This window comes from Sporacetigenium mesophilum DSM 16796, from assembly GCF_059569055.1.
In genome coordinates this window covers 314,157-331,780 of sequence record NZ_JCANUR010000001.1, presented here as the reverse complement: position 1 = coordinate 331,780, position 17,624 = coordinate 314,157, and the positions used below count along the sequence as shown (strand labels likewise).

The 17,624-nt window shown below is 29.1% G+C and carries 16 protein-coding genes and 3 other annotated features; of the genes, 5 read left to right on the top strand and 11 right to left on the bottom strand.

Going from position 1 to position 17,624, the window contains the following annotated elements; all coding sequences use genetic code 11:
• Positions 1–28 precede the first annotated feature (28 nt).
• The 9 genes from yqeB to BS62_RS01605 all read right to left on the bottom strand — a co-directional run bounded on the left by yqeB (position 29) and on the right by BS62_RS01605 (position 8,900).
• Positions 29–850: a selenium-dependent molybdenum cofactor biosynthesis protein YqeB gene (yqeB, locus tag BS62_RS01645; protein ID WP_496489495.1), complete on the bottom strand. Its 822-nt coding sequence runs from the start codon at positions 848–850 to the stop codon at positions 29–31.
• Entirely contained in the window at positions 847–1,425 is a 579-nt protein-coding gene (locus tag BS62_RS01640) for a nucleotidyltransferase family protein (protein WP_496489494.1), read from the bottom strand. The genes yqeB and BS62_RS01640 overlap by 4 nt, the downstream gene beginning before the upstream one ends.
• Entirely contained in the window at positions 1,422–2,138 is a 717-nt protein-coding gene (yqeC, locus tag BS62_RS01635) for a selenium cofactor biosynthesis protein YqeC (protein WP_496489493.1), read from the bottom strand. Before yqeC ends, BS62_RS01640 begins: the two co-directional genes overlap by 4 nt.
• Before the next feature lie 115 nt (positions 2,139–2,253).
• Complete coding sequence (locus BS62_RS01630) at positions 2,254–3,240, bottom strand: alanine racemase (RefSeq protein WP_496489492.1); 987 nt, start codon at positions 3,238–3,240, stop codon at positions 2,254–2,256.
• Between the two features lie 164 nt (positions 3,241–3,404).
• Positions 3,405–4,316: a branched-chain amino acid transaminase gene (locus BS62_RS01625; RefSeq protein ID WP_496489491.1), complete on the bottom strand. Its 912-nt coding sequence runs from the start codon at positions 4,314–4,316 to the stop codon at positions 3,405–3,407.
• Between the two features lie 3 nt (positions 4,317–4,319).
• A complete protein-coding gene (gene ilvB, locus BS62_RS01620) occupies positions 4,320–5,972 on the bottom strand; it encodes a biosynthetic-type acetolactate synthase large subunit (RefSeq protein WP_496489490.1) in 1,653 nt (550 codons plus the stop codon).
• Between the two features lie 18 nt (positions 5,973–5,990).
• A complete protein-coding gene (ilvD, locus tag BS62_RS01615; protein WP_496489489.1) occupies positions 5,991–7,640 on the bottom strand; it encodes a dihydroxy-acid dehydratase in 1,650 nt (549 codons plus the stop codon).
• 10 nt (positions 7,641–7,650) lie between these two features.
• Positions 7,651–8,643 (bottom strand): ketol-acid reductoisomerase, encoded by a 993-nt coding sequence (gene ilvC / locus BS62_RS01610; RefSeq protein WP_496489488.1) that lies wholly within the window; start codon positions 8,641–8,643, stop codon positions 7,651–7,653.
• Positions 8,644–8,672: 29 nt separating this feature from the next.
• Positions 8,673–8,900 (bottom strand): ACT domain-containing protein, encoded by a 228-nt coding sequence (locus tag BS62_RS01605; RefSeq protein WP_496489487.1) that lies wholly within the window; start codon positions 8,898–8,900, stop codon positions 8,673–8,675.
• Positions 8,901–9,053: 153 nt separating this feature from the next.
• Positions 9,054–9,302: a binding site (T-box leader), on the bottom strand.
• Positions 9,303–9,448: 146 nt separating this feature from the next.
• Positions 9,449–9,695: a binding site (T-box leader), on the bottom strand.
• A 254-nt stretch (positions 9,696–9,949) separates the two neighbouring features.
• Positions 9,950–10,159 (top strand) — a binding site (T-box leader).
• 41 nt (positions 10,160–10,200) lie between these two features.
• Here BS62_RS01605 and thrC point away from each other — a divergent pair.
• The 5 genes from thrC (at position 10,201) to BS62_RS01580 (ending at position 15,641) form a co-directional block, all read left to right on the top strand.
• Positions 10,201–11,679, top strand: coding sequence for a threonine synthase (thrC, locus tag BS62_RS01600; RefSeq protein ID WP_496489486.1), 1,479 nt, complete (start codon positions 10,201–10,203; stop codon positions 11,677–11,679).
• 9 nt (positions 11,680–11,688) lie between these two features.
• A complete protein-coding gene (gene thrB / locus BS62_RS01595) occupies positions 11,689–12,576 on the top strand; it encodes a homoserine kinase (protein ID WP_496489485.1) in 888 nt (295 codons plus the stop codon).
• A gap of 199 nt (positions 12,577–12,775) precedes the next feature.
• The gene (locus BS62_RS01590) at positions 12,776–13,960 is read left to right on the top strand and encodes a DEAD/DEAH box helicase (protein WP_496489484.1); all 1,185 of its coding nucleotides are present in this window, start codon (positions 12,776–12,778) and stop codon (positions 13,958–13,960) included.
• A 134-nt stretch (positions 13,961–14,094) separates the two neighbouring features.
• Entirely contained in the window at positions 14,095–14,736 is a 642-nt protein-coding gene (gene trhA / locus BS62_RS01585; RefSeq protein ID WP_496489796.1) for a PAQR family membrane homeostasis protein TrhA, read from the top strand.
• Between the two features lie 212 nt (positions 14,737–14,948).
• Positions 14,949–15,641, top strand: coding sequence for a FadR/GntR family transcriptional regulator (locus BS62_RS01580; RefSeq protein WP_496489483.1), 693 nt, complete (start codon positions 14,949–14,951; stop codon positions 15,639–15,641).
• A gap of 27 nt (positions 15,642–15,668) precedes the next feature.
• Here the strand turns inward: BS62_RS01580 and BS62_RS01575 are convergent, their stop codons facing one another.
• Both BS62_RS01575 and BS62_RS01570 read right to left on the bottom strand, forming a co-directional pair.
• Positions 15,669–16,886 carry an MFS transporter gene (locus tag BS62_RS01575; protein ID WP_496489482.1) on the bottom strand — a complete coding sequence of 406 codons (1,218 nt, stop codon included), beginning with the start codon at positions 16,884–16,886 and terminating at the stop codon, positions 15,669–15,671.
• A gap of 177 nt (positions 16,887–17,063) precedes the next feature.
• Positions 17,064–17,519, bottom strand: coding sequence for a hypothetical protein (locus BS62_RS01570; RefSeq protein WP_496489481.1), 456 nt, complete (start codon positions 17,517–17,519; stop codon positions 17,064–17,066).
• Positions 17,520–17,624 lie beyond the last annotated feature (105 nt).

Below are 17,624 nucleotides of genomic sequence, written 5' to 3'. Positions count from 1 at the left end.
AAATTTACTATTAATGATTACTTGTATATTACTTGGGAAATATGTCAACTTCCAGCATATTTTTTTTTAAAAAAAGTAATCCCTCAAGTACTGCTCCGCCAATTGTTCTAGCCTTATCTGAAATAGTAAAGCAATTTTCATACTCTTCTTTTCTTGGATCTATGTCTGCAATTTTCATCCCTTTTAGTACATAAGAACCGTCTCTAATTATACCTCTTAGTAATCCTTCTATAGTTGCATAAATTTCTTCATCATCTACTTTGCAAATTAATTCTCCTTTTTTTACAAAGCTTCCAATATCTTTTAGTAATTTCACATTACCTTCACAAGTACTGTGTATTACTCTTTCCTTATCAAAACCTCTAACTTTACCTGGAATTCCTGTGTTCTTTTGTGCTGGTCCTTTGAAAATAAGTCTTCCAAGATTGTGTCCTCTCATAGTTTCAACTACTATATCCACATCTTTATCAGCTTCATATCCTGGACCTAATGCTATGGTTATTGGGGCCATCGATTTTGAAGTTCCTATATTTTTTTTACATAATGTAGCATCTATTACAGATATAGGATTTAGTTTTTCTATTATATTTCCGTTTGGATCTATCATAATTGGAACTATTTTTTTGTTAAAACAATAATCTAAATCACAAATATCATCTATCTTTTTTGCTTTTATATCTTCTACTATATATTCTCCTTCGTAAACAGCTTCACATAGAGATACTTTTCTTCTAATAGCTGTAGGTAGAGGAACTTCCAAAGAAACAACATTAAATCCTGCCCTATGAAGTTTTTGAATAACACCAGTTGCAATGTCACCTGCTCCTCTTACAATAACTAAGTCATTCATATCTCATTCTCCTTCATTTTTAGAAATAAATATTCTTTTTGACTATCTACATCAAAACCTTCCAATATATCATCAATTTCTATAAAAGTAACTTTTTTTGGATGACTTTTAATTACTTGCCTTCCTCCCATGTCGCCTTCTAAACTTCTTAATTCATCAAAAAACTCATTTGGAAATATCGTTGGCATTCCCCTTTGTCCTTTGTATAAAGGAATAACTATTTTATTGCTAATTTCAAATTCTTTAATCATACTTTTTATTGTATTAGATTTTAGTAAAGGCTGGTCACCTGTAAAAAACATAACTGCATTACCTGTATAATTTTTTAATGCTATTTTTATTGACTCACTTTGTCCTAAATTTGCATTTATATTATATACAGCATTAAATTCAAATGATTCTGCAATGTTTTTTACTTTTTCATCTTTATATATAACATCTACTTCTTTAAAATTAGTTTCTTTTATTCTTTTTAATGTCCAATATATAAGTGGCTTATCTTTAAATGGAAGTAGTAACTTGTTTTCTCCCATCCTTCTCGAAAAACCCGATGCTAATACAACTGCTTTTATCATTTTTTCAACACCTTAAAGTTTTTTTCTTTTAACGAACCTAATATTATAAGTTCGGTATTTCTACCTATATATACTAGCAATAATCGTGCCAATTCGACTTCTTTTTTAGTTTCAACACCATTAATTAATAATATTTTTTTCCCCTGAGAATTTTTAAAAATTCCTTCAGGATTATTTACTACATCTGCTAAATGTTTTATGTTTATTTCATCTTCTTCTTTTGAGTTTGTAAGAGTCATAAACTCCTTTAATCTATGTATGTTTTTTTCATTTACTTTTTTCCCTATGTTTTTTATTGATAATATTCCTAATGTTATAGTTGTGTCTTCTAATACTACAGGTTCTTCATCATTCCAACCTTTTAATGGTTTTTCTTTAGACCCATCACCTTCTATAAGAATATAGTCAAATTTATCAGATATTTTATTTATATTTACTTTACTTGGAGATAAAAGTTTTCCACTAGAATCTACTTCTTTTCCAAAAACCGTAATTCCATTTTCAAAATTTATATTATCAAAATTATCACTTTCTAAAATCAGCCTATCGTACATGTTTTTGTTAGGTTCATAAATTTTTGTAGTTGTAGTTACTAAAACATTATTTTCTTTTAGTTCATCAGCAAGAGTAAAAAGGCACGTTGTCTTTCCCCCTGCCCCTACAATTGTAATTTTTTCACTTTTATTTAAGTTTAATAAATCACTAAGCTTCATACTTACACTTCCTTACAGTATTGTTATACTTATATTGTATATCATATTGATAATTTAGTAAAACAAAGGTCATACCTGAAACCATGTATGACCTTTAATTTAATTATATTTAATTTTATATGCAAACTTTATGAACATATTGGGATACCATAGTAGATAAACATCCACCATAATTCATATTGAATTCAATTTTATCCCCAACTTTATAATTATCTGCACATTTATTTATATCTAATATAAGATGATCACTATCAGCATCTATAATATTTATGTATTTATCATAAGGAATTAAATAATTTGGGTCTACATCATCTTTGCCTATTGCACATATAACTTTTTTATCTTTTTTTATAGAAACTATTTCTACTACTAATTTAAGAGCATCTGTAAAAAGCCCTTCTATTGGGTCATCATTTAATCCTATTCCCATAGTTAGAGAGCATCCTAGTCTAAATTGATTAATTTCTTCAGGTACTCCATTATTTTTTAGCAAAGTAGTGGTTCCAGAAGTACCTCCAGATATTACTTTTAAATTTATATTAAAATCACTTTCAATTTTTTTCTTAATATCTACTAACCTTGATAAATTTTCTGTAGTTGGCATTACTCCCCCATAGCATAATAAATTAGTGCCTACCCCTAATAGCTTAACACCTTTAAGTAATAATATATCTTTTATAGTTTCATATATTTCTTCTTCATAAAATATTCCTTCTCTTAAATCTCCTAAATCAACCATAAGTATTATATTGTATATTTTATTTTGTCTTATAGCTTCCCTTGAAAGTTTTTTTGAAGTTTCTAATTCAGATACTAAAGATATATCCGAGTACTTTATAACATCGCTTACTTCACTTAACATCGGAATTCGAATAAGCATTTTAGGAATATTAAACTCAGAAAGTTTTTTTAGATTTTGAATTCTAGAATCAGCTAGTATATCTACTCCAGAGCTAATTAAAGCTTTTGTTATATTTGCATTTGCACAAAACCCTTTTGTTACTGCAGCCACATCGATTCCCTTACTTTTACATTCATCTACCATTTTATTAGTATTATACTTTATCTTATTTATATCTATTTCCAATCTTGGATAGTTCATTTTTATCCCCCCGTTAATTGAACTTACTTATAATATACTTACATCTTAACTACTGATTTATGAATCACTTTAATATATTATTATATTTCTCTATCCAATTTCCCTTTTTCAATATATAAAATAAGACCGAATCTTAAAATTAAGACACGGTCATGAATTTTCTCTTAGTAAACAGGTGTACAGTAAGAACTGTATTTAGGATTATTTCCTGTAGTTAATCCAAAGAATAATTCTTTGACTTGATTACATACCTTACCAGGTACGCCATCTCCTATTTTTCTATTATCTACTTCTACAACAGATGTGACCTCCATTGCAGTTCCACTAAAGAATACTTCATCTGCAGAGTACAGTTCACTTCTAGATATACTTCTTTCTACTACCTCTAATCCTAACTCATCTTTTGCAAGTTTCATCACAGTATCTCTTGTTATACCTTCTAATATACAATCTGAGGTAGGAGGTGTAATTAATTTATTGTTCTTAAATATAAACAGGTTCTCACCTGGTCCTTCACAAACATTTCCTTGCTCTGTTAAAAATATAGCTTCATCATATCCATTTTGTAATACTTCAAGGGATGCTAGGGCAGAATTTAAATATCCTCCAGTTGGCTTTGTTCTTGCAGGTATAGCATTATCTCCTACCCTTCTCCATGAAGATACTGCTACTCTAAGTGCGTCTTTACCTGCGTAACTTCCTAAAGGTTGACAATACATTAAAAGACGATTGTCATTGTCATATAGCGTAGGAGTTAGTTGCTCAGATCCCTTAAATGCAACAGGTCTTATATATGTAGTCGTTTTAAAGTTATTCTTTCTTAATAGTTCAACAGTAAAGTCACATAGTTCATCAACAGTATATGGTAAATCCATATACAATGTTTTACATGATTGAAGTAGTCTTTCATAGTGTTCACGCATTCTAAACACATATAACTGTTGATTTTTATCATCCCAGTATGCTCTTATTCCTTCAAAACATCCTAGCCCATAGTTAAAAACCTTACTTCTTATACTTATATTTACATCTCTTTCTTCCATAAATTCCCCTTGATAAAATACAACACTATTCATAATTTATACCTCCCAATTTTCTATTATATTGTTTATTGGTTCCCCTGGCGGAACAATCGGATATACATTTTCGTCTTTATTTATTTTACATTCTATGAATATTGGACTATTTCCAAATTCTATTTTATTTAATAAACTATCTAATTCGTTCATATTTTCTATTTTATAACCTTCTATTCCATATGCATTTACAAGTTTTACATAATCTACAGCATCATCCATATCTGTTTGTGAGTATCTTTTATTAGAGAACATTTTTTGCCATTGTCTTACCATCCCCAATGTTTGATTGTTCATAAGAAGTATTACTAACGGAATATTAAATCCTGAAACAGTTGCTAGTTCATTACAGTTCATTCTAAAACTTCCATCTCCCGTAACCAAAAGAACATGGTTATCTTTATTAGCATACTTTGCTCCAATAGCTGCCCCAAGACCAAACCCCATAGTTCCTAATCCTCCAGATGTTATAAAACTCCTCGGGAAATTAAAGTTCCAGTGTTGTGCAGTCCACATTTGATGTTGACCTACATCAGTAACTACAAATATATCATTACCTAGTTTTTTCCAAAAACTATTTAGTATGTTTTTAGGATGAAATACTTCATTATTTATTTTATATTCTGATCTCCATTTATTTATTTCTTCTTTCCATATAGAATTGTCTTTCTCTTTTATTTCATCAGTTAATAATTTTAATATCTCATCTAAATTTCCTATTAATGATAAATGGCTATATATATTTTTATCTATTTCAGAAGCATCTATATCTATATGAATTATATTTGCAGATGGTGCAAATGCACTTATTTTGCTTATAACTCTATCGCTAAATCTAGCCCCAACTGCAATTATTAAATCACTATTTGTAACTGCATAGTTACTTTCTCTATGTCCGTGCATTCCTACTAATCCTAAAGATAATTCATCTTCTCTTTTTATAGTTCCAAGTCCCATTAAAGTGTTTACAACAGGGATGTCACCTTTTTTTGCAAAATTTACTAAAGTATTACATGCATCTGATGTTTTTACTCCTCCACCTGCATATATAATGGGTTTTTTAGAAGCATTGATCATTTCCAAAGCTTTTGATATTTTTTCTTTTTCTATTAAATATCTTTTATTTTCAAATAAAATATCTTTTTTTTCATAAACTCCATTAGCTAAAAATATATCCTTAGGAATATCTATAAGTACAGGACCTGGTCTTCCACCTTTTGCAACTTCGAAAGCTTCTCTTACTACTTGAGGAATTTGTTCAACTTTTCTTACAAGATAGTTATGTTTAGTTACAGATACAGTCATACCTGTTATATCTATTTCTTGAAAAGAATCCTTTCCTAAAAGAGGTGTTGCCACCTGACCTGTAATAATAACTAAAGGAACCGAATCCATATATGCCGTTGCTATTCCTGTAATAGTATTTGTTGCCCCTGGACCTGATGTTGCAAAACAAACGCCTACTTTACCACTACTTCTTGCATATCCATCAGCTGCGTGTATTGCTCCTTGCTCATGTGATGTTCTAATATGGTTAAAATTATTATAATCATAAAGTGCATCATATAGAGGAATTACTGCTCCTCCTGGATAACCAAATATAGTGTCTATCCCCTGTTCTTTTAAACACTCTAATACCACTTGAGCTCCATTCATATATACACCCCCCTACCCTTATTTACAAATAGCTCCTTCACATGCTGAAGTTACTAATTTAGAATATTTGTTTAAATATCCTGATAAATTCAATTCTTTATGCTTTAAATTTTTTCTTCTATCTGCTAACTCTTTTTCATGTACTAATAAATCTAATATTCCATTAGGTATATCTATTTTTATTAAATCACCATCTCTAACAAGAGATATGGGTCCATCTTCTAAAGCTTCAGGAGATACATGACCTATTGCGGCTCCTCTTGTTCCTCCTGAAAATCTTCCATCTGTAATAAGTGATACGCTTTCATCAAGGCCCATACCAGCAAGTGCAGATGTTGGTGTTAACATCTCTCTCATCCCTGGCCCCCCTTTTGGACCTTCATACCTAATTACTATTGTGTCATTTGGCTTAATTTGCCCACCTAATATAGCTTTTACTGCCTCTTCTTCGCTATTAAACACTCTTGCTGTTGCTATAGCTTTCATCATATTCTCAGATACGGCTGATTGTTTAACAACAGCACCTTTAGGAGCCAAACTTCCATTTAGTACCTTTATTCCTCCACTTAAACTATATGGATTTTCTATATCAGCAATAACTTTGTTATCACTTTTTTCTTTTAGTAATTCTTTAACAGTTTTTCTACATACTGTTTTTAAATCCAAATGTAAGAAACCTTTCTTTGCTAGTTCATTCATAACTCCATGAATACCTCCAGCATAGTAAAGATCTTCCATATGATATGGACCTGCTGGACTTAATTTACACAAATTTGGAGTATTATTGCTAATTTCATTTATTCTATTTAAATCTATTTCAACTCCAGCTTCATAAGATATTGCTGTAAGATGCAAAACTGTATTTGTAGAACATCCAAGTGCCATATCTACTCTTAATGCATTTTCAAAACACTTTTCATTCATAATGTCTCTTGGAAGTATGTTTTCTCTTAAAAGTTTCATAATCTGCATTCCAGTTTGTTTAGCTAATCTCTTTCTCTCTGAATATACAGCTGGTATAGTGGCATTACCTTGAAGTGCCATGCCTAATGCTTCTGTCATACAATTCATAGAATTTGCAGTAAACATACCTGAACATGATCCACATGTAGGACAAGCAACGTCTTCTAGTTCCTTTAATTCATTTTCACTCATATTACCCCTATTTACCATTCCAACGCCTTCAAATACAGTTGTTAAATCAACATTTTTACCTTTATATTTTCCAGGAAGCATCGGTCCACCACTTACAATAATACTTGGTATATTAAGTCTTGCTGCTGCCATAAGCATTCCAGGAACAACCTTATCACAACTTGGTATTAAAACAAGTGCATCTAGTCCATGGGCTTTAGCCATTATTTCTATACTATCTGCAATTATTTCTCTACTCACAAGTGAATATTTCATTCCCTCATGGTTCATTGCAATTCCATCACAAACTGCAATAGATGGGAATTCCAAAGGGGTTCCTCCTTCAATTATTACACCTCTTTTAACTGCTTCAGTTATTTGTCTAAGTTCTACATGACCTGGAACTATTTCATTAAATGAATTTACTATTCCAACAAATGGTTTGCTTATTTCTTCATCAGTAAGTCCTGAAGCTTTGAGTAATGATCTATGTGGAGATTTAGTTATTCCTAGTTTTACTAAGTCACTTTTCATATTAATCCTCCTATTCATTTATCCAAGACATCATTTTTCTTAAGTTTTTACCAACCTCTACTATTGGATGTTCTAACTCACTACATTTATAGTTATTAAAATTTGGTCTATCTAATTCATTTTCTTCTATCCAGTCTTTTGCAAACTTTCCATTTTGTATTTCTTCAAGTACCTTTTTCATTTCTTCTCTTGTATTTTCATTTACTATTCTTTTTCCAACAACATAGTCTCCATATTCTGCAGTATCACTTATGCTATATCTCATTCTTTCAAATCCACCTTCATATAATAGGTCAACTATAAGCTTCATTTCATGAAGACATTCAAAGTACGCAACTTCTTTTTGATATCCAGCATTTACTAAAGTATCAAATCCTGATTTTATTAATTCTGTAACTCCTCCACAAAGAACCGCCTGTTCTCCAAACAAATCTGTTTCTGTTTCTTCCTTAAATGTGGTTTCAAGTACACCTGCTTTTGTTGCCCCTATCCCCTTTGCATATGCAAGTGCTATCTTTTTACTATTACCACTATAGTCTTGATGAACTGCAAATAATGCTGGAACTCCTTTTCCTTCTTTATATACACTTCTAACAAGATGCCCTGGTCCCTTAGGTGCAACCATTACAACATCTACATCCTCTGGAGGAACTATTTGATCAAAGTGTATATTAAATCCATGTGCAAATGCTAACACTTGCCCTTTTTTCATATTTGGTTTTATACTTTTTTCATATACTTCTTTTTGTTTTGTATCAGGTAATAAAATCATAACTACATCACTTTCCTTAACTGCATCTCCCACATTCATAACATCTAGATTGTCTTCTAAAACCTTATTCCATGATTTACTTCCTTCATATAGTCCAACAACAACATCTATGCCACTTTCTTTTAAATTAAGTGCATGAGCATGCCCTTGGCTTCCATATCCCAAAACTGCTACCTTTTTATTTCTTAAATCTTCTAAATTTGCATCCATTTCATAAAACATCTTTTTCATAATGCTTCCCCCTGTATATTTTAATTTTCTTAGAATACCCTTATTTCTTCTACATCTACAAGCTTTGATATCTGTTTAATAACATCATTTGCACAAAAATTTGTGTCCTCTATAACTATATCTAAGTCAATATTTTCATAGTCATCGTATGTCATGCTTATTGATTTTACATTGATTTCTTTTCTTCTTATTGTATTGGTAACTCTTAAAAAACTATCTATTCCATTATTAAGTTTTGCACATACTCTATTTCCCATATAAACCCCTCTTTCTATTTTACCTTTCATTTTTTCATACATTATATTGAATACAAAATACATTTATATTTTTGATTTTTTCATATGTACAATTCTTTGGTATATATTTTTATATAAAAAAATCTTCCATCCAAATAAGCATAATTCTACACTTATAAGGACGAAAGATTATCTTCCGCGGTACCACCTTATTTACAGTTAATAAGTAATTAACGGTCTCTCTTCAGGTCATTTATAACCCTAACCATATAACGCTGGTATACGTCTTAGATTACTTGGCTGCCCTTTCACCTAAGAAGCTTCGGAGTGATTATTATATACTCTAGCTAACACCAACTCTCACCAAACGTTGGCTCTCTGTAATCAGCCCTTGAATATTTTTGTCTCCATCATCGCTTGCTATATTAATTTTATATTTATTTATATAATTAAAATATACTTATTATTTTAATATTCATTATATTCTCGTTTTTTATAATTGTAAATATATTTTTTCGTTTTTTTTTAAATAAAAAAATCTTTCATCCAAATAAGCATAATCCTACACTTATAAGGACGAAAGATTATCTTCCGCGGTACCACCTTATTTACAGTTAATAAATAATTAACTGTCTCTCCTCAGGTCTATAAACCCTAACCATATAACGCTGGTATACGTCTTAGGTTAATCGATTAGTCTTTCACCTAAGAAGCTTAGGAGTGATTATTATATATTCTAGTTAACACCAACTTCCACCATACGTTGGCTCTCTGTAATTAACCCTTGAATATTTTTGTCTCCATCATCGCTTTTGTATTGAGTTTTAATAACTGTGAATATTCTTTAAATTGGAAATATTAAATATAATTGTATTACCATATCTTTCAATTGTCAATATAGTTTTTAAAAACTTTCATTAGATTTAATATACTTTAAGTTTATTTATATACTTACGATAATATTCATTGTTTTTTTATTTTAATGTAAATTATGGAAATATTTTTCGAAAAATTATTGACATAGAAAAGTATTTAACATAATATATTTAGAAATATAAAAAACATATAAATTAAAAGCTATGATTAGGAAGAGTAAATTTAACCCAGTTAAAAGAGATGGAGATCCTTGGCTGAAAGATTTCCTTAACATGGAATATTGAAAACCACCTATGAGTTCAATTCTGAAATCTAGTAAGAATTGACGTTTGCCGCGTTAAGGTTTTAAGTGGATTTTATGTCAATTTGGGTGGAACCGCGGGAACTATGCTCTCGTCCCTTCTAGGGATGAGGGCTTTTTTGTGTTTAAAAAAGGGGTGATATTATGATTTATACAAGTACTAGAAGTGACAAAGAATTCATAAGTTCAAGTGAAGCTATACTAAAAGGGATTGCAGACGACGGAGGATTGTACGTACCAACAGATATTCCTAGAGTAAGTATTACTGAAGATTTATTGAAGATGAGTTACACTCAATTAGCATACTTCATTACAAAACAATACTTTACTGACTTTGATGATATAGACCTTAAAACATGTATTGAAAAAGCATATGATAATAAATTTGACACTGAACTTATAGTTCCATTAGTAGAAAAAAACGACTTATTTTTTATGGAACTTTATCATGGCCCTACCCTTGCATTTAAGGATATGGCACTTTCTATACTTCCTCATTTATTAAAAACTTCCATAAAAAAGAATAAGATCGACAAGGAAATTGTAATTCTCACTGCCACATCTGGAGATACAGGAAAAGCTGCGCTTGAGTCTTTCGCAAATATTGATGGAGTAAAAATAATAGTATTTTTTCCAGAAAACGGAGTAAGTGAAATTCAAAAAAGGCAGATGATTACTCAGGAAGGTAATAATGTATTTGTTGTTGGTATAGATGGAAACTTTGACGATGCTCAAAATGGAGTTAAGGAAATATTTAATGACAAAAATTTCATCGACATATTATATAAAGACAATTATATGCTTTCTTCAGCAAATTCAATAAATGTAGGGAGATTAATTCCTCAAATTGTATATTACTTTTATGGTTATTTAGAGTTGTTAAAAAATAAAAAAATAAAATTTGATGAAAAAATTAATCTAGTAGTTCCTACTGGAAATTTTGGAAATATACTGGCATCATATTATGCAAAGAAAATGGGTCTTCCAGTTAATAAACTTATATGTGCATCAAATGAAAATAATGTACTTTATGACTTCTTTAATAGTGGAATTTACGATAAAAAAAGAAGTTTAAACTTAACAATTTCTCCTTCTATGGATATTTTAGTATCTAGTAATTTAGAAAGATTATTATATGAAATAAGTAATAAAAACAAAGAATTAACAAAAGAACTTATGAAAAGCCTTCAACTTAAAGGTGAATATGTAATTACAAAGTCTATGAAAGAAGAATTAAAGGACTTCTATGCAGGTTATGTTTTAGAAGATAAGGTCCTTTATAATATAAACAAAGTTTATAACTCATCAGGGTATGTTATGGATACTCATACAGCAGTTGCCTACTCTGTATACGAAAAATACAAACAAGAAACTAAAGATTATACACAAACTATTATAGCTTCAACAGCGAGCCCTTATAAGTTTGGAAGAAGCATTTGCAAATCTTTAAATATTGAAGTTGATAAATTAAATGATTTTGATGTAGCAAAAGAGCTTTCTAATAACACAGGGATAAAAATACCTGATTCAATTAAAGCTCTCGAAAACAAAAAAATAATTCATAATAACTTATATAAAAAGGATAAAATTAAATATGCAATAAAAAAATTTTTGAATGTGTAGGTGAATAATATGATAGAGATTAAGGTACCAGCTACAAGTGCAAATTTTGGCCCAGGCTTTGATTGTTTAGGAATAGCTTTAAATATGTATAATACTTTTATTGTGGAAGAAACTGAAACTGGACTTGAGATAAATGGATGTGATGAAATTTTTAGTGATGAAACTAATTTAATGTATAAGTCAATGAAAGAATCTTTCAAAATAATAGGTTATAAGCCTAAAGGTCTAAAAATAAAATTTGAAAGTGATATCCCTATATCAAGAGGTCTTGGAAGTAGCGCATCTTGTATATTAGCTGGAGTTATGGCAGCAAATGAAATAGCTAAAGCTAATTTAAATAAAAATGAAATACTAGAAATTGCCTCAGAAATAGAAGGTCATCCAGATAATATTGCCCCTGCTTTGTTTGGAGGAATGACAATATCAATACAAGAAAATAATCAGGTTTACTATGACAAAATAAAAATATCTGATGGTTTAAAGTTTTGCGCCTTAATACCTGACTTTACACTATCGACAAAAGAGTCTAGATCAGTTCTTCCTAATACAGTTTCTTATAAGGATGCTGTGTTTAATATAGGAAGAGTATCTCTTATTATATCAGCTTTGATTAATGGAAATTTGGATTTAATTAACCTTGCTTGTGATGATAAACTTCATCAAACTTATAGAGGACGACTTATTAATGGTTATGATGATATAATACAAAAAAGTAAGCTATCCAATTCCCTAGGTGTATTTTTAAGCGGAGCAGGACCAAGTATCATGGCTATTCTAAAAGAAGAAAATAATAACTTTTATAGTGACATGGAAGATTTTTTAGCTGATTTTGAAGGTAAATGGACTGTTAAAGAGTTAAAAATTGATTTTGAAGGTGCTATAGTGAGAAGGTATTAAACACATTATTAATTTGTTTTTCTTTATGTTTTTAAAATGCAGCCATAATTTATTTGACAAAAAGGTATACTAAGTATAAAATCTAATAAGTTTTCATAAAAAATTCGCTACGCTCATGTCGCTAACGACTTTGAAAATCAGGTCTGTTGCTCAAGTTTAGTAGTTGCATTTAAAATTTAAATTCATAAGGAGTATCAAAATGTCAAATTCATTTAGTGCATTAGGATTAAATTCAAATTTAATAGAGGGATTAAAAAAGGAAAATATTACTGAACCTACAGATATTCAGATAAAATCAATACCACTAGCACTACAAAACAAAGATATAATAAGTCAATCTCAAACTGGTACAGGAAAAACTCTAGCATATTTACTTCCAATATTTCAAAAAATAGATAGTTCTAAAAGAGAAATGCAAACAATAATACTAGCTCCAACACATGAATTATCTATACAAATAGATAAGGAAATACAACTTTTATCTAAAAATTCAGGAATACCTATAACTTCTACTCCTATAATAGGAGAAGTTAATATAAAAAGACAAATCGATAAGTTAAAGGAAAAGCCTCATATAATTGTAGGTTCAACTGGAAGAATTTTTGAACTTATAAAAAAGAAAAAAATTAGCGCTCATACTATAAAAACTATCATTATAGATGAAGGCGATAAGCTATTAGATATTAATAATTTAAATGGTGTAAAAGACGTTATTAAAACTACAATGAGAGAGAGACAATTAATGCTATTCTCTGCTACAATAACTTCAGAAACATTGAATATAGCAAAAGATTTAATGAAGTATCCTGAATTTCTAAAAGTCGAAGATAAAAATATAGTAAATGAAAATATTGATCACATGTATTTTGTATGTGAAAGAAGAGACAAAATGGAAATTTTGAGAAAATTAATAGCTTCAATAAATCCTCAAAGGGCAATTGTGTTTATAAATAAAACAGAGGAAACTGAAGTAACTACAGAAAAACTTCAATATCACTATATTAAAGCATATGGACTATATGGTAAAGCTTCAAAGGAAGAACGTAAAAAGGCTTTAGACGGTTTCAAAAATGGAAGTATACAAATATTAGTAGCTTCAGACTTAGCAGCTAGAGGATTAGATATAAAAGGGGTAACTCATATAATTAACTTAGATTTACCTGAAGACTCAAAGGAATATCTACATAGAGTTGGTAGAACAGGTAGAGCTGGAAAAACTGGTACTGCTATTTCAATAGTTACTGAAAGAGAATTACCGTCTATAAAAAGATATGAAAAGGATTTTAACATAAAAGTTCAAATGAAAGATATATATAAAGGTAAAATAATAAACCCAGGATTTAGTAGACAAAAATCTAACAGTACTATAAAAAAATCGAAATAATAATATTAATATTCCTCCTTATTTGAACATAATATATATTTATAGCTTTTATAAAATTATAATGTATATAATTTTATACCTATTTGTTATAATATAATTGTAGAATCTAAATAAGGAGGTTTTTTATTTTGAATATGTATATTAGAGAACCTATAAATGGATTGACTCATTTAATTGGTGCTATTTTATCTTTTGTTGCTTTAATTGCGATGGTTATTAAAACATCAGTATCAAACCCGTCACCGATAAATCTTTTAGCAGTAATAGTATTTGGAATAAGCCTAATGCTTTTATATTCTGCTTCTGCTACATATCATATGGTTATAGCTTCTGAAAAAGTTATTAAGTTTTTAAGAAAACTGGATCATTCAATGATATTTATACTAATTGCAGGGTCTTATACTCCACTTTGCTTAATAGCATTAAATGGAGTGAGCGGATGGGTAATGTTTTCACTTATAATGGCTATTGCTATTTGTGGAATACTCTTTAAGATGATTTGGTTTAGTTGCCCTAGATGGCTTTCAACTTCAATATATATTTTTATGGGCTGGATATGTATGTTTATTATATCTCCGCTTTACCAAACCATAGGTTTTGAAGGAATTTCTTGGCTTCTAACAGGAGGTATTTTTTATACTATTGGTGCTGTAATATATGCTACAAAACCAAAGTTCCTTCAATTCAAACATCTAGGTTTTCATGAAATATTTCACGTTTTTATACTATTAGGAAGTTTAAGTCATTTTCTTTGTGTATTTAAATACGTTATATAAAGTTCGCTTTTTAGCGAACTTTTTTATTTTTCACTTTGATAATTTATAACTCTATAAAACGTTTTCAAATTGTTAAAAATATGATAATATATAATTATAAATTATAGTTTGATATATATGTAAGCTATGGAACTCTAATATCTTGCTAAAGCAATTTATTTTATTCATGGCTTTTTATTATATAATATGAGACATTAAGGGAGGGACATACCATGTTTAGTCCTATATCAAATCAAAAAACCTATGAATATGTTATGCAACAAATTCAAAGAATGATATTAAGTGGTCAACTTGAAAAGGGAGATAAATTGCCATCAGAGAGAGAATTAGCTGAAAAAATGCAAATTAGTAGAACTTCTATAAGAGAAGGCCTTAGAGTATTAGAAACTATGGGAGTTATTGAAAGTAAACATGGAGAAGGTAACTATATATGTTCAAATACAGCTTCATCTATTATGGATTCTTTTTCTATGATGTTTGTATTAAATAATGGTAAATCCATGGATATATTAGAGCTTAGAAAGTATACAGAATTAATAACAGCAGATTTAGCAGCACAGAGAGGTACTCAAGATGATTTTTATGAGTTAGAAGAAATTCTAATAAAATTAGGGGAATCAGATAGTGAAAGTGAACAAATATTATTAGACAAACAACTTCACTATAAAATAGCTTCTATGAGTGGAAACTACCTTATACAAAATATGTATATAACTTCTGCTAACTTATTTGAGAAGTTTATAGAAGATACTAGAAAAAACATTCTAACTTGTAGTGAAAATAGCTATATTTTACTAAAACAACATGAAAATATTGTAAATGCAATAATTGAACAAGATTCAGTTAAAGCAGTTGAGGCAATGAGAAGACATTTAGATTTTATTGAGAAATCTCATAAAGAATAAGCTATACCTATAGGTATAGCTTATTCTTTATGAATCACTTTTTAAAGATTTAGATATTATAGGTATTCTCTGAACCATAAACATAATTATTGATGTTGTTAATGCAAATAATGCAAATATTGTCCAAGGAAACAAGTCAGTATTAATTCCATAAATACTTATTATCTTCCCTCCTAGAAAATTTCCAAAGGCATTTCCTATACCAGATATTAAATTTGCTACACTAAAATAAGCTCCAATTAATTCTGCATGGGCAAGTTGACTGGTTATACTATCAATAGTTGGAAACACCAACATTTGGCCTATAAGAAAAATTGATGCACTTAAAGTTAAAAATAAAAAGTTGTAAGATATACCAATTAAAAATAAACCTACTCCAAAAAATAAAACTCCTATGGTAATTCCACTAAAAGGATTGATTTTCTGCAAAATATATTTAGATATTATCCCCTGAAAAACGATTACTATTATACTAGTTATCGTCCATATAATTCCTACCATCTTCCCGTTATCTAAAACAGCATCTGCTCTTAAAGGTATTAAAAGATTTAACTGTGCAAATATAGCCCATACCAATATAGAAACTAATGTATAGATAATAAATGCTTTATTTTTAATTATCAACACATAACTATTTAGTGGTATTTTTGGACACTCTTCGTCTCCACATCCTTTAGGTAATAAAATTGCTGTTATTATTCCAAGCACTAAAAATATTGAACCTGCTATAAAAAATATTGTAGATGATTTTCCATTTACCAATATAAGTATCAGTAATCCTGCTATTCCTACTCCTGAATTAGCTGCTATTCCTCTAATAGAAAATGCTGTAGTTCTAGTTTTTGCTGATTTTGATGTAAGAAATGCTATTGATGCTTTGACACTTGGAGAATATATGCCATTTCCTAGTCCAAATATCATTGAACATGCTAAAAACGATACATATTCATTACTAACTCCATATCCAAATACTGCTAATGCTTCAATAAATGAGCCAAGAGTAATAGTTGTTTTTCTTCCTACTCTATCCGATAATAAACCTCCTAAAATATTTCCAATCTGAGAAGTTAATGAAATCATACCTATTATCAAACCTATTTTTGTCGGATTAATTCCTTTATCAGAACCTAATATAACTGGAAATATTGGAATAAATAAATAAGCTCCAAGGTGAGTCAAAAGTTCTGCAAATAATAATACTATTATATCTTTACTTAAGGAAAATTTCTTCATACCAAACTTCATATTATTCACTTCCTTAATGCATGTCTTTACTCTATTATTACCTCAAATTTATTAAATAATTATAACAAAACTTTTAAAATCAATGTAAACCACATATTGGTATGAGTTCTATTTTTTATACAACATTGTTTATTAATTTTTACATAAAATAAAAACCAGTATTTTAAAAACTGGTTTTTAGGTACTTAAAGTATTTTTAATTCGATTTAGCACTATATCCGATTGGTATAACTTTCCTACATTTTCTCCCACTAATCTACTGTCACCTGTAGTTATTGCTATATATAAATTATCATAAGCATCTTTATATACAGTCAATACTTGTAAGAGTTCTTGGTGAACATCTTTATATTTTTCAGGAACTCTATTTTCTTCATATTGAAAATTATTTATTACTCTATTTCTTAATTGTATAGCTTCCCTATTAGCATCGAGATATTTTGTCTCAATACTAAATATCAGTGGATTTTCCTCTTGTATTTTCACAAATTCATCAATCCAAGTTAATACATATTGTTCATATTCTTGTTCATTTCCATTGTCTATAGAGTGTACACTTTTTAGGTTAAATCCTAATATAGATATTATAAAGACTAAAATAATTAAAATAGATTTACTTTTTTTCAAAATCATAAATCATCATCTTCTTTCTACAAAAATATTGTCTATAATATTTTTTCTTAGAGTTTGTTTATATATCCCTGTAATTAAAAGTAAATTATATTTATTGAATTTTAA

Bases quoted from the DNA above. Each gene is read 5' to 3' on its own strand.
- yqeB (WP_496489495.1), bottom strand. From the start codon at position 850: ATGAATGACTTAGTTATTGTAAGAGGAGCAGGTGACATTGCAACTGGT.
- BS62_RS01640 (WP_496489494.1), bottom strand. From the start codon at position 1,425: ATGATAAAAGCAGTTGTATTAGCATCGGGTTTTTCGAGAAGGATGGGA.
- yqeC (WP_496489493.1), bottom strand. From the start codon at position 2,138: ATGAAGCTTAGTGATTTATTAAACTTAAATAAAAGTGAAAAAATTACA.
- BS62_RS01630 (WP_496489492.1), bottom strand. From the start codon at position 3,240: ATGAACTATCCAAGATTGGAAATAGATATAAATAAGATAAAGTATAAT.
- BS62_RS01625 (WP_496489491.1), bottom strand. From the start codon at position 4,316: ATGAATAGTGTTGTATTTTATCAAGGGGAATTTATGGAAGAAAGAGAT.
- ilvB (WP_496489490.1), bottom strand. From the start codon at position 5,972: ATGAATGGAGCTCAAGTGGTATTAGAGTGTTTAAAAGAACAGGGGATA.
- ilvD (WP_496489489.1), bottom strand. From the start codon at position 7,640: ATGAAAAGTGACTTAGTAAAACTAGGAATAACTAAATCTCCACATAGA.
- ilvC (WP_496489488.1), bottom strand. From the start codon at position 8,643: ATGAAAAAGATGTTTTATGAAATGGATGCAAATTTAGAAGATTTAAGA.
- BS62_RS01605 (WP_496489487.1), bottom strand. From the start codon at position 8,900: ATGGGAAATAGAGTATGTGCAAAACTTAATAATGGAATAGATAGTTTT.
- thrC (WP_496489486.1), top strand. From the start codon at position 10,201: ATGATTTATACAAGTACTAGAAGTGACAAAGAATTCATAAGTTCAAGT.
- thrB (WP_496489485.1), top strand. From the start codon at position 11,689: ATGATAGAGATTAAGGTACCAGCTACAAGTGCAAATTTTGGCCCAGGC.
- BS62_RS01590 (WP_496489484.1), top strand. From the start codon at position 12,776: ATGTCAAATTCATTTAGTGCATTAGGATTAAATTCAAATTTAATAGAG.
- trhA (WP_496489796.1), top strand. From the start codon at position 14,095: ATGTATATTAGAGAACCTATAAATGGATTGACTCATTTAATTGGTGCT.
- BS62_RS01580 (WP_496489483.1), top strand. From the start codon at position 14,949: ATGTTTAGTCCTATATCAAATCAAAAAACCTATGAATATGTTATGCAA.
- BS62_RS01575 (WP_496489482.1), bottom strand. From the start codon at position 16,886: ATGAAGTTTGGTATGAAGAAATTTTCCTTAAGTAAAGATATAATAGTA.
- BS62_RS01570 (WP_496489481.1), bottom strand. From the start codon at position 17,519: ATGATTTTGAAAAAAAGTAAATCTATTTTAATTATTTTAGTCTTTATA.